The 13297-nt window shown below is 39.8% G+C and carries 12 protein-coding genes and 1 pseudogene; 8 read left to right on the forward strand and 5 right to left on the reverse strand.

The features are described 5' to 3' along the window. The 4 genes and pseudogenes from trpCF to F580_RS23725 form a co-directional block, all read right to left on the reverse strand. Positions 1-1443, reverse strand: a complete 1443-nt coding sequence (gene trpCF, locus F580_RS0101635; RefSeq protein ID WP_019025952.1) for a bifunctional indole-3-glycerol-phosphate synthase TrpC/phosphoribosylanthranilate isomerase TrpF — start codon at positions 1441-1443, stop codon at positions 1-3. 1 nt (position 1444) lies between these two features. Beyond that, entirely contained in the window at positions 1445-2623 is a 1179-nt protein-coding gene (gene trpD / locus F580_RS0101640) for an anthranilate phosphoribosyltransferase (RefSeq protein WP_019025953.1), read from the reverse strand. Position 2624: 1 nt separating this feature from the next. Then, positions 2625-3254, reverse strand: coding sequence for an aminodeoxychorismate/anthranilate synthase component II (locus tag F580_RS0101645; RefSeq protein WP_019025954.1), 630 nt, complete (start codon positions 3252-3254; stop codon positions 2625-2627). Then, positions 3247-4928, reverse strand: a pseudogene (locus F580_RS23725) (anthranilate synthase component 1). Before F580_RS23725 ends, F580_RS0101645 begins: the two are co-directional and overlap by 8 nt. Positions 4929-5346: 418 nt before the next feature. Here F580_RS23725 and F580_RS0101655 point away from each other — a divergent pair. The 8 genes from F580_RS0101655 (at position 5347) to F580_RS0101690 (ending at position 12253) form a co-directional block, all read left to right on the forward strand. Then, positions 5347-6252: a PHP domain-containing protein gene (locus tag F580_RS0101655; protein ID WP_019025956.1), complete on the forward strand. Its 906-nt coding sequence runs from the start codon at positions 5347-5349 to the stop codon at positions 6250-6252. 98 nt (positions 6253-6350) lie between these two features. Next, positions 6351-6971, forward strand: coding sequence for an L-threonylcarbamoyladenylate synthase (locus F580_RS0101660; RefSeq protein WP_019025957.1), 621 nt, complete (start codon positions 6351-6353; stop codon positions 6969-6971). A 111-nt stretch (positions 6972-7082) separates the two neighbouring features. Continuing rightward, positions 7083-8150 (forward strand): 23S rRNA pseudouridine(2605) synthase RluB, encoded by a 1068-nt coding sequence (gene rluB, locus F580_RS0101665; RefSeq protein WP_019025958.1) that lies wholly within the window; start codon positions 7083-7085, stop codon positions 8148-8150. A 27-nt stretch (positions 8151-8177) separates the two neighbouring features. Next, on the forward strand, positions 8178-9317 hold the full coding sequence (gene rnd / locus F580_RS0101670) for a ribonuclease D (protein ID WP_019025959.1): 1140 nt from the start codon (positions 8178-8180) through the stop codon (positions 9315-9317). A gap of 111 nt (positions 9318-9428) precedes the next feature. Then, the gene (locus F580_RS0101675) at positions 9429-9722 is read left to right on the forward strand and encodes a YcgL domain-containing protein (protein ID WP_019025960.1); all 294 of its coding nucleotides are present in this window, start codon (positions 9429-9431) and stop codon (positions 9720-9722) included. Then, a complete protein-coding gene (locus tag F580_RS0101680; RefSeq protein WP_019025961.1) occupies positions 9722-10765 on the forward strand; it encodes a lytic murein transglycosylase in 1044 nt (347 codons plus the stop codon). Before F580_RS0101675 ends, F580_RS0101680 begins: the two co-directional genes overlap by 1 nt. Before the next feature lie 51 nt (positions 10766-10816). After that, a complete protein-coding gene (locus F580_RS0101685; protein WP_019025962.1) occupies positions 10817-11338 on the forward strand; it encodes a YcgN family cysteine cluster protein in 522 nt (173 codons plus the stop codon). A gap of 24 nt (positions 11339-11362) precedes the next feature. Next, entirely contained in the window at positions 11363-12253 is an 891-nt protein-coding gene (locus F580_RS0101690; RefSeq protein ID WP_019025963.1) for a DMT family transporter, read from the forward strand. Positions 12254-12695: 442 nt separating this feature from the next. Here F580_RS0101690 and dsbB read toward each other — a convergent pair whose 3' ends face one another. Beyond that, on the reverse strand, positions 12696-13214 hold the full coding sequence (dsbB, locus tag F580_RS0101695; RefSeq protein WP_019025964.1) for a disulfide bond formation protein DsbB: 519 nt from the start codon (positions 13212-13214) through the stop codon (positions 12696-12698). Positions 13215-13297 lie beyond the last annotated feature (83 nt).

The raw sequence follows: 13297 nt of genomic DNA on the forward strand, positions 1-13297 counted from the left end.
TTAATAATTCCTAATTTGCGAAAATACTTGGCTAAGTTTTTCGCTTGATTTGATACCAGGGCTATCTTCTACACCTGAATTTAGGTCTAGGCCGAATAAATCTACCTGGGTTAATTGCTCAAGGGCTTGACTAATATTGTCATTATTAAGCCCTCCCGCTAAAAAGCTATTTGATAAGTTTTGTTCACTTAAGGCTAATACTTGCCAATCGAATGACTCACCACTACCAGGACTTTGGCCATCAAGTATGTGATGACTCACACTCTCATTAAGCAGAGGTACGCTTTGTGCTACTGGAGTTGCCTGCCATACTTGACAAAAACTACAACCACTTTGTGCAAGCTCAGTAATTAAAGCTGCGATATAATGATTATCTTCACTACCATGCAGTTGCACGGCACTTAACTGTAATGTTTTCACTAAGTCGATAATTTCAGTACGTTCTTCATTGACGAAAACGCCGACATATTCTAATTTTGGCGCTGCTTGAATAATACTTTGAGCTTGTGCTTTAGTCACATAACGAGGTGACTTCTCTGCAAAGATGAGGCCGCCAAATCGTGCTCCAGCATCAGCAGCTGCGCTCGCGTACTTAGCGTCAGTTAAGCCACAAACTTTATTGTTACCGTAAATGAGCTTTCGACAGGCTAAGTCAATATCTTGATAAGCATTGTTTTTAGGATCCATCAGAGAACTACCCACTAAAAAACCGTCAACAGCAGGCGCTAATTCTCTTACTTGCGCATTATTGTAGATACCGGACTCAGAAATGATAATTCTATCGTCTGGCAAGGTTGGGGCAAAATCAAAGGTACGCGCTATATCGGTACTTAAATCCCGTAAATCTCGATTATTGATGCCGATCATTCTGGCATTAAGTTTTATCGCTCTATCGCGTTCATCTTCGGTCGAAATTTCCGTTAGCACCGCTAAGTTATATCGCTCTGCAACTTTTGATAACTCAAGGTATTCTTCATCGGACAAGACACTGAGCATTAATAATATAGCGTCTGCGCCGTAATATCTTGCCAAGTACACTTGATAACTATCGATGAAAAAGTCTTTGTTAAGTACTGGGCACTTTACCGATTGAGTCACTGTTTTTAGGTAGTCAAAAGTACCTTGAAAGTACTTTTCATCGGTTAACACCGAGATAGCAGCAGCGTATTTATCATAAACTTGGCAAATGGCCTTTACATCAAAGTCTTGGCGAATAAGTCCTTTTGAAGGTGAGGCTTTCTTACATTCCAGAATAAAACCTGCGTAGGGTTTCTCTGCTGTTCTGGTTAATGCGGCGTACATATCTTTAGTCGTCGGCACTAATTCATCAATGAAAGTGGCTAAAGGTTTACTCAATTTCAATGCTGCGATTTCAATGCGCTTATTATCGACTATTTGCTCGAGAATGTTTTTTTCTGCTGAGGCATTATTACTGGTATTCATGTTATTTTTCAGCCTTTTTTGCACTAGAATTTGAGGAGGAATCTTGATTAATTTCTTGATTCGGCGCTTGATTCGGCTCTTGATTCGGCTCTTTATTAGATAAGTCAACTAAGGCTGTCAAGGTAACTAAGCCTTTACCTGAGGCAAGTACTTCACTGGCAAGTTGCGCAGCTTGCTTGAGAGAGTCAGCTTTGTTATGTAAATACAATAACGCTGCACAGTTTATGATTACCGCGGCATTGTGGGCATCCTGTCCTTGACCCGATAAAATAGCTTTAATGATATCGGCATTTTCTTGTGGAGTACCACCTTCAATCTCTGCAAGGGCGTAATTATTTAAACCAAAGTCTTGTGGCGTAAAAGTACGTTCAATCAATTCACCCTGGTTAATTTCAATAACCTGAGTATCGCCATGCAAAGCAATTTCATCTAGTCCACTACCATGTACAACAAAAGCACGTTGCACACCGGTAAGTTGTAGCGCTTGTGCCATGGGCATTAATAACTCGGGGGTATAAACGCCAAGTAACATAATGTTTGGATGAGCGGGATTGACTAGCGGTCCTAAGATATTAAATATAGTGCGAATACCCATAGCTTTTCTCACGGGACCTGCATGCTTGAAACCAGAGTGATAGGCAGGTGCGTACAAAAAACATAGGTTCGTTTGCGCTAAACAATGAGCAGCTGTTGCCGGTGACATGGATAAATTAACACCAAAGGCTTCCAGTAAATCAGCAGAGCCAGACATACTAGAGACACTTCGATTACCATGTTTTGCCATCTTTAAGCCACATGCTGCGGCTAGAATTGCTGCCGTGGTAGAAATATTAATAGTATTAGCACCATCGCCGCCAGTGCCAACACAATCAGCAACAATCTCGTCATTAGTGCGCGCAGGAAATGTGGTCGCAGCAGAGCGTATAGCAATGGCTGCACCTGCTATTTCTTGCGGTGTTTCACCTTTTATCTTCAGTGCAGTTAAGACACTTGCCATTAATGCTGGCGTTATATTACCTTGTAGAACTTGCTGAAAAAAATCATGACTTTGCGCTTGGCTTAAATCACGGTTATCAACTAAGGTAGGTAATATTATTTTGATATCTGATAATCCGCTATTTTTGCAACTAGTCTCTTTGGAGCCAGTACTTGTTGAATATATATTTTGTGAACCATTCATCTTATGCTCCCGTTACTTTGTTGCTGAGCGATGGCGCTAGCTCAAGTAAATATTGAATGCTTTGTGCTAATAAAGTAGCACCAAAGGTTGTTAATATTGACTCAGGGTGAAATTGAAACGCTAAAATTGCATCTTCTTCACGGCTAATAGCCATACACATGCCATTGTAGTCGGCGATAACATCTAGGGTTTGCGGGATATCTTTACCTACCAATGAGTGATAACGGGCAACCGGTAGTGGGTTAGGTATGTTTAAAAAAGGGCCATTACCCGAGTGGCTGATATTGGAGGCTTTACCATGGACAATTTCATCAGCTCTGTCGACACGGCCGCCATAATGTTCGATTAATGCTTGATGACCTAAACAAATTCCCATCATAGGGATACGGCCAGCGCACTTTTTAATCAGTGCCATTAAGCAACCGGCTTTATTTGGCGCCCCAGGACCTGGAGAGAGTATTAATAATACCGGCTCAGACGTTTTTTTAGTGTGCTCGAGCATTTTGTCAAAAATAAAGTCAGCACTGAGGGTATTGCGATAAACACTGGGTTCAAAACCTAAACATTGAAATTCGTCTACAAGGTTATAGGTAAAGGAATCCAAGTTATCGAGCATAAATAATTTAGTCATGGGCTTGCTCCTTTGCTAAAGCATTGGCAGTGGCAATAGCATTAATAACGGCTTGCGCTTTTTGTTTGGTTTCATTGGCTTCACTAATGGGGTCTGAGTCGTAAACAACACCAGCACCGGCTTGAACTTGGGCAATATTGTCTTTAACAAAGGCTGAGCGGATTACAATGCAGGTATCCATTTCACCGGTGCCAGTTAAATAACCTACCGCACCGCCATAACTACCACGTCTTTTACCTTCTACTTCTCGAATCAGTGACGTCGCTTTGACTTTTGGTGCACCTGAAAGTGTGCCCATATTCATGCAAGCTTGATACGCGTGCAACGCATCAAGATCTGTTTGTAATGTACCGCAGACCCGAGAAACTAAGTGCATCACATGAGAATATCGATCCACTTTCAGTAAATCAGCAACATAACGAGTACCCGGTTGGGAAACTCTAGCAATATCATTGCGCGCTAAATCAACCAGCATAATATGTTCGGCAGACTCTTTTTTATCTTGCCTAAGCTCAAGTTCAATACGACTATCTAGGTCTAATGAAATATTACCTTGCTTATCAAAACCGCGTGGTCGCGTTCCAGCTATCGGGTAAATTTCTACGTGTCTATTGCTGGCTTGATATTTTAATGCAGATTCAGGCGAGGCGCCAAAAATACAAAAGTCACTGTCTTTTAAATAAAACATGTACGGACTTGGGTTACTAACTTTTAGTGCTTTATAAGCGGCAATTGAGTCGTAACAGGGTAAGGTAAATGTGCGTGATGGCACCACTTGAAAAATATCACCCCTCTGATGTTTTCTTTTAATTGCTCAACTATCTGACAATAACGTTCGTCACTAATATCTACTTGTAATTCTTCATTTAATTTTACTTGTTCATCAATATCGGAAAATGAAGGACTGAATTTTGATACTTGCTTGGCATCTACTGAGCTGGCAAGTATCTCCTTAATTTGTGCAACACGCTTATCTATAGCTAATTGACTTTGTATCGCTTTCTTTTCGTCTTTAAAGCTAAAAGTATTACCAATGATTTCGGTGCTTTGTAATTCATGGTCAATAATGACCAAGGTTTCTGCTAAATAATAAACAAAATCAGGGCAAGTATTATCACCGTTGGCTACGTCAGGTAAGTCTTCGGCTATTGCCATAAGGTCAAAGGCAAAAACGCCCCCTAAAAACACTGAGAAAGGGTGACTTTTTTCATCGGTAAATTGATTGAATATCCGTAAACTGTGTAAGGGGTTTATTGCACTTAAGCGCGCCTTTTCATCAAGGTCACGAGCGACTTGGGCAAATGTTGCTTGAAAGGATTTTCCATCATCAGCGATGGCTACTTGAGCATGTTCTGCTAATTGCTCTGCCGCGAAGTTGACCGCTGCTTCACCATTTAATGATAAGGCAGAAAAAGTAACGGTATTGCCATTACAGACAATCTTTACTGCTGCGTCAGTGAGTAATAAGCTTTTTAATAAATGCTTTTTATCAATTTCGGCAGATTCTAATAAAATATTATGTTGCTGTTGGTGGCATAATAATTGGTAAACACTTAACGGATCATTCTGGTAGCCGCTACTTTCTAATACGGTGTTAACCCCTATCAGGGATGCATCATTGTTACTAGGTAAATTAGTACTAGGTAAATTAGTACTGGATAAATTTTGTGTCATGTTAAATTCTTCTATAAGTTTATTTAAATAAAAAGTTGTCAGCCTGCGTAAATAGGTAACAGCCACCAAATAAACCATGTTTTTGTTTTATTCATTTTAAAACCCTTTGTTAATTCTTTAATTCTCTAACGCTTTAACGCAAAAAACCCGCTAACAGGAGCGGGTCTTTTTGAAATTTGTTTAATCTTTTTTAAGATGTACGCAATTATCACAACCCAATTATGTCGAGTTATGCCACCACCAAATTAATGTTATGTTGTTAATTGCTGTGTTCATTATAAAGCGCCTTTAGCGGTACTACTTTATTGACTTTAAGCTTATCTAATTTCGATTAATAATAAAGGAAAGAGTATCATTATTTACTCGTTATCAGTAAACTTATCTTAATACTAAGATTACCCCTATAGAAGACCTTATTATGGCTTTGCTGTCAACCACTGATTTCCCTCATGAGATAGTAAAAACCGAAGGTTTTGCCCATAAGCGTATCGACCTACACAGTCATACAACATACTCTGATGGTACCTTATCGCCGCAAAGCTTGATCGATAGAGCGAGTAACTTCCAAATTGATGTTTTAGCTATCACAGATCACGATACTGTCGCCGGTCTTGATATAGCGCAAAAGCATATAGAAGATAAAAAAATTCCACTTAAGTTGATCGCGGGCATCGAAATATCTACTGCATGGCAAGGCTTTGAAATTCATATTGTCGGTCTAAATATTGATAAGACTAATAGTGACTTACAAACATTGATAGTAAGGCAACAACAAGCACGAGAACAACGCGCTATTTCAATGGGTGAAAAACTAGCGATATGTGGTTTTCCTACTATTTACCACGATGCCAAAGAATTGGCCGGGCAAGGCTCTATTACCCGGGCTCATTTTGCTAAGATCCTTCATCGGGATGGGCATGTCAGTACAATGCAGCAAGCCTTCGATAAATACATTGGTAAGAAAGGTTCTAAAGGGCAACGGGCCTATGTAAAGCCTAACTGGTGTAGTATTGAAGAAGCGGTTAAAGCGATTCATCAAGCAGGCGGCAGTGCCGTTATGGCGCACCCTATCAGATATGACTTGTCAGCTAAGTGGTTACGACGGTTAATTATTCATTTTAGCGAAGTTGCGGGTGATGGTTTAGAAGTGGTATTGCCGCAGATGAACCCAGAACAAAGAGCTAAAATGTTGGCTTACTGTCAAGAGTACAATTTATTGGCTTCCATGGGATCTGATTTTCATTATCCTAATAAGTGGAGCGACTTAGGGCGAAACCTCACTATGCCAGTAGGTGCAAAACCTGTTTGGGCGCAGTGGCAATAAGACTAGTGAGTAAAATTCTGCTGTAGTTGCAAGGAATCATTGCTACGGGTAAACAATACCAATGTAGCGATCAATTTTTTAAGGTAAAGGAAAGTTTCATGAGTCAGTTTTTTTATGTACACCCAGATAACCCTCAGGGTCGTTTGATGAAACAAGCGGCAGAAATTATAAGAAATGGCGGCGTGATTGTCTATCCAACAGATTCAGGTTATGCCTTAGGCTGTCATTTAGGTGATAAAAAAGCCTTGGAGCGTATCTGTAATATCAGAGAGATAAGTAAGGACCATAACTTTACGCTAGTGTGTCAAGATTTATCACAATTATCAGAATACACCCGAGTAGATAATACTGCCTATCGCTTACTAAAAAATAACACCCCAGGTGCCTATACTTTTATTTTTAAAGGCAGTAAAGAAGTGCCTAAGCGCTTGTTAAACCCTAAGAAGAAAACAATAGGTATTAGAGTACCTGATAATACTATTGCACAAGCCTTGTTGACTGAACTGGCAGAGCCTATAATGTCCACCAGTTTGATCATGCCTGGCCAAGAAATGGCAGAGTACGATCCTGAGCACATTCGAGATTTATTAGAGCATCAAGTTGACCTAATCGTCAACGGTGGCTATTTAGGGGAACACCCCACCACTGTCATTGATTTTTCTAATGACAGTATTGAAATATTACGAGTAGGAGAGGGCGATCCTTCTCCATTTCAGTAACTTAGCGTTGAGTGAAAATTAATAATTGCACTTAACTAAGTAATTGAACCTGAACAATGAGCCAGAAGTTAGCTACTTGGGAGCTGCTACTGACGTAACAGAGTAAAAATAATGACGGTTGACAAGAAAAAGAAAGCAAGAAAAGATGAAGCCATTGATAAAAAATATGGTACCCGAGGCACTGAGAAAAAAGGCAGTGCCAAGAAAGGTCTGACTAAGCCAGGTGCTGTGAAGAAAGGTTTAGCTAAAAAAGGCCAGCATAAAAAAGACCCTGAAAAAGTAGAGAAAGTTAACTTTCAAAAAGCGACTCATGAAGACTCAGAGAAAGTACAAAAAGTTCTCGCTCGCGCTGGTAAAGGCTCTCGCCGTGAAATGGAAACTATGATCAGTGAAGGCCGTGTCAGTATTGATGGAAAAGTTGCCTTTTTAGGGGATAGAATTACCGGTTCTGAGCAAATCAGACTCGATGGTCACCACGTTAAACTCACTGCGAAAGACGAAGATATTTGTCGCGTACTTGTCTATAACAAGCCTGAAGGTGAAATGTGTACCCGTAAGGATCCAGAAGGTCGCCCGACAGTATTTGATCGTCTTCCGCCACTTGAAACAGGGCGTTGGGTTGCTGTGGGCCGTTTAGATATTAACACTTCAGGTATGTTGTTATTTACTACAGATGGTGAACTAGCAAACCGTTTGATGCATCCATCACAAAAAATCGAACGTGAGTACGCGGTACGTGTATTCGGTGAAATTAATGAAGCAATGTTACAAAGGTTACGTGCGGGCGTTAAGTTAGAAGATGGTCCTGCGCGCTTTCAAAAAATCACTTACCGTGGTGGTGAAGGCAGAAACCATTGGTTCCATGTGGTGTTATCAGAAGGACGTAACCGTGAAGTACGTCGTTTATGGGAAAGCCAAGACGTACAGGTAAGCCGTCTTATCAGAGTACGTTACGGTGATATGGAAATGCAGCGTCAGTTACCTATGGGGGGATGGCGTGAGTTGGCTTTGAAAGAAGTGAACTATTATCGTCAACTCGTTAAATTAACGCCTGAAACTGACAGTAAAGTTAAAATTGATGAAAAAACCATGGATAATGCCAAAAGCCGCCGTATCCGTCGCTCAGTTAAAAAACATCAACAACGTCATCAACAAAGCACTCGCCGCCGTCATAAGTAGGCGTTAGCAGCAGTAGAAGTAAAGATTATGCATTATCAATTAATTGAAGATCAGCTCAGTTTAACTCGCTTATGTGAACAGCTATCAAAAGCTAAAGTATTAGCTATAGATACTGAATTTGTCCGTACACGTACCTTATATGCCAAGCTAGGTTTACTTCAAGTTTGTGATGGTGAGCAATTAGCTCTTATCGATCCCCTTGCCATTGAGGATTTAACGCCTTTTTGGCAATTACTCACTAATGCAAATATTACCAAGGTGCTGCATGCTTGCTCAGAAGATTTAGAAGTTTTCTTGACCGCTGGAAATTGCAAACCGGTAAATTTAATTGATAGTCAAATCATGATGTCATTTTTAGGACATGGTTTGTCTTTGGGTTATGCAGCCATGGTGAAACACTTTACCGGTATTGAAGTAGACAAATCCGAGTCTCGAACCGATTGGACCAAAAGACCCTTAACGGACAAGCAATTAGCCTATGCTAGTGCCGATGTTGATCATTTGTTTTTTCTTTACCCTAAGTTATTAGCGCAATTAACCGAAACAGGTTTTTTAGGCTACGCACAACTAGAAACGCAAGCCATGATTGATAAAAAATTCACCCCGCTAAATGAAGGTGAAATGTATCTTAATATTAAGATGTGCTGGCGCTTAAATCCTAAGCAATTAAACGCGTTAAAGTACTTAGCTACTTGGCGCTTTCAACAAGCCCAAAAACGTGATTTGCCTATTGGCTTTGTAGCTAAAGATCATACCTTAATGGCATTAGCACAAAGTAACCCGTTGACTGTCAATGCTATGCTGAGTCTTGAAGGGGCGGAAGCGCTCGATATTCGCCATAAAGGTAAAGCTATGTTAGCTGTATTAGCAAAAGCAGATAAAGCTGAAGTAAGTGATTACCCAGATAAAATTGACCGACTTGATGATTATCCTGGCTACAAACAAATATTTAAAAAAGTAAAAACATTCTTAATCGCTGCCAGTGAACGTAATGCGTTAACCATTGAAAATGTTGCTTCGAAAAAGCAGGTAAACCAATTTTTAACTTGGCAGTTTGATTTAAACGGTGCTCGTACTGGCACAGCGAAGGTTGATTTACTCTCAAGTTGGCGTAATGATTTGTTTGGTCGAGACTTATTAGAACTTGCGAAGCAGGGCTATAAGTAAATTAGCCTATATTTTTACATTTTTGTTAATATTATTTTATTGAGTCATTCATGGCTCATGATATATTGAATACTCAATATTATCTTTCTCAATTATCTATAGGTCTCCATTATGCTATGTGCTATTTATAAAAGTACCAGAAAAGCCCAAACGTACCTCTTTGTTAAAACCCGTGATGATTTTTCGACAGTACCTGACGGACTCATGAAAACCTTTGGTACACCCGCACTGGTAACGTTAATTAATTTAGCGACTAAAACTAAACTCGCTATGGCTGACTTAGACAAAGTTAAAATTAATTTAATTGAAAAAGGTTTTTATCTGCAATTGCCACCACCACCAGAAGATTTATTAAAAGAACATAAAGCAACGATGGACGCTTTGAAAGAGCAAGGAGAGCTGTAATGAATTTCCTTATAAAAGCTGTTGGACTTTCAGCTGTTATATCACTGGTTATGATCAATCAATCAATGGCGGCTAAAGCTGAGCTAACAGCAGAGGGGTTTGCTGATTATGTGATAACGCTTAAAGCCCAGGCTTTGCAGCAAGGATTTAGCCAAGTTTTAATTGATGAAAGTTTTGCCAAGGTAGAGTTTCATAAACGCGCAGTTAAAGCGGATAGAAGCCAACCTGAAAATATTGAAACACTAGATACCTATTTACCTAAACGCGTACCAAAGTGGAAGGTAGAAAAAGCTAGAGCTTTATACAAAGAGCACCAAGTCTTATTAAGTCAAGTAGGTGAAAAGTACCAAGTTCAGCCGCGTTTTCTTGTCGCTTTATGGGGACTTGAAACGAATTTTGGTAAGTTTACCGGTGGTTATAATGTCATCTCTGCTTTATCTACACTAGCCTATGAGGGCAGACGTGAAGTATTCTTTAAAAAACAATTGATGGCAGCACTGACTATTCTTGATGAAGGCCATATTGGTATTGAGGATATGAAAGGCTCTTGGGCTGGCGCTATGGGACAAAATCAGTTTATGCCAACCTCTTTCTTAGCTTATGCGGTTGATGGTGATGGTGACGGTAAAAAAGATATTTGGACAAACCAAGCGGATGTCTTTTCATCTATGGCCAATTATTTAAAAAAAGAAGGTTGGAGTGATGAATTGACTTGGGGGCGTCAGGTGATGTTACCCAAAGGTTTTGACTACTCTCTCGCCATACCTAAAAATACCGGCAGTCGTAAGAACTGGCTAAAAGCATGGTCTGAAACTGAAAGGACTTTGGCTCAGTGGCAAGCACTTGGTGTAAGACGTACTGATGGTACCAGTTTACCCAGTGTTGATATTAAAGCCGCGTTAGTTTTTCCCGATGATAAAAATGGTCGTGTATATCTTGCTTATGATAACTATAAGAGTTTAATGCACTGGAACTTATCTTATTATTTTGTCAGTTCAGTGGGGCATTTATCAGATCGTATTAAGTTTCCACCGATAAAATAAAAGCATTAGTAACATTAATAGTAAGTTAATTGGTAAATTAAGTAGTAGTAAATGAACGATAAAAAAACACCCGAACAGCCATTTTGGCAAACTAAATCCTTAGCAGAAATGACTCGCCCAGAGTGGGAGTCATTATGCGATGGCTGTGCTAAATGTTGCCTAAATAAGTTTATCGATGATGAGGATACTGATGAGTCGTCGGAACTTTTACCGACCGATCATATCAAGGAAGGTGAGCATATTTTTTATTCCAATATTGCTTGCCACTTGCTCAATGAAAAGTCGTGTCAATGTTCTAAGTATGAGCAACGCACCACATTAGTTCCTGATTGCGTGCGATTAACTCAAGAAAACATTGATGCTGTGTTTTTTATGCCACCTAGTTGTACTTATCGCCGCTTACAAGAAGGCCGCGGCATGCCTTCATGGCATCCTTTGCTACATAACGGAAAAAAATCAGCGATGCATAAAGCCGGTATGTCCGTTAGAGGCAAAATAGTTAAAGATAATGAGGTTAGTCTTGATAAATTTGAAGATCATATTGTTATTTGGCCGCTAAATGATATTGACTAATTAGCCACATTATTGGTTTTCACCATGAACAACAATGACCCAAAAGCCTCAGCACTCAGTGCTGAGCAACAAAGCTTACTTTATTTACATATCGCCATTTTTCTTTTTGGCGGCACCGCACTCTTTTCTAAACTCGTCGGTTTGCCGGCTCTTGATATAACGGTTTACCGAACCGGTATCGCCGCCGCAGCGCTGTTACTTTTACTAACGTTACAAAAAAAACAGATAACCTTAGCGAGTGCCAAAGATTATGGTATTGCCATCTTATTAGGCGTTGTCGTCGGCATCCATTGGGTTACATATTTTACTAGTATGCAAATGTCCGGGGTAACTGTTGGCCTCATTGCCTTTTTTACTTATCCCGTTATTACCGTTTTCATTGAGCCGTTATTTAATAAAACATCGCCTAAACGCAAAGATATTTTCATTGCCTTAGTTGTCGTCATGGGCATAGTGCTGTTGATACCTGAAGTTAGCTTTGGTAACCAAGTCACCATGGGGATTTTACTCGGTATCTTCTCGGCAACCTGCTTTGCTCTGAGAAATATTTTACATAAAAACTATTTTTCTCATTACTCTGGCCCTCATACCATGTTGTACCAAACGCTAGTGGCCTGTTTAATGTTGTGCCTTTTTATTGAGGTACCACCAACACAAGTATCACCAATAGATTGGGCATTACTTTTATTAGTAGGTGTGGTCTTTACGGCTACGCCTCATGCTTTATTTGCGTCGAGTTTACGACATTTATCGGCAACGACTGCTGGATTGATTTCTTGTTTACAGCCATTGTACGGCAGCGTGTTAGCCTTTTTACTACTGCATGAAAGGCCAGGCTTATTAACTGTAATTGGCGGCTTATTGGTGATTAGCGCGGCTGTTTTTGAAACCTGGTCAGTGAGTAAGAGCAAGTAATACTGTTTTTAAAGCATCACTCAGGGCAAAGTAAACTGATTGTTTACCTTGGTGCTTACTTGGGCTTAAACTAAGCTACCAAAAACAAGCCACTAAAGATAAGTGGGATAACAGCTAAGTGAATAACGAGTAACACCATACTCATTTTTCGATACACACCTCCGTTAATACCCCTCTCAGGTAATACTCAGATACTACTTAAGCTGAACTCTGGATAATGAGTGCTTGATGTTGAAGTAAAAACAACAACTTACAGTTGTTAAGAATACAATTTACAAGATTAAGTAGCGATATACTCCATCAATGTTTCAATTTATTCGATTATCAAGGCAAAACGTTTATAAATAACGGGTTATTTATCGACATTTTAACGCTGAGAATCGGATAAAGGGGAATATTGAGCAAGTGCTGCTTATCCATAGTTCAGGTTACTAGGTAATGCTTAGGTTTTTTTCGCACACACTAGACGGTTTATCAGTACTACCACGAAAGTTATTGCATAGAGTGCATAAACAACAAGCAGCCACTGCGGCATGCTATAACCGAAAAATTGCCAACTAATCATCCCGCAATCACCGGTTGCCTCAAACAGAAAGGGTAACCATTCATGTAGCGGTGCCCAAACAGGGAAGTTAGGTATATATTCGCAGCTGTAGAATATTGAGCCATAATTTTCCTGCATTTCAATATGCTCAAAGGCAATGATTAGCCCCCAGATTGAGCTTAATCCCCACAATGCATAGGCAGATGTTCTCGCAAAAATGTTTTTATAACCAACGGTGCCAATAATACCGGCTGTGAATATCGCTAGAATAGCGAGTCGTTGATAAACACACATAATGCAAGGCTTTAAATCCATAGCATACTGGAAAAACAACGCTGTTAGCTCTAATCCTAATGCTGAAATGGCAAGCAGTAACCAGGGTTTTTGGCTCGTAGTGATATTGCTAAGGTAATTCACAAAAGTTCCTTAAAAAATTCAATAAAAAAAGCTCCTACAATGTAGAAGCTTTTTAAGGGTACCATGAAGAAATTACCGATTGT

It is taken from the genome of Colwellia piezophila ATCC BAA-637, assembly GCF_000378625.1.
GTDB classification, from domain to species: domain Bacteria; phylum Pseudomonadota; class Gammaproteobacteria; order Enterobacterales; family Alteromonadaceae; genus Colwellia; species Colwellia piezophila.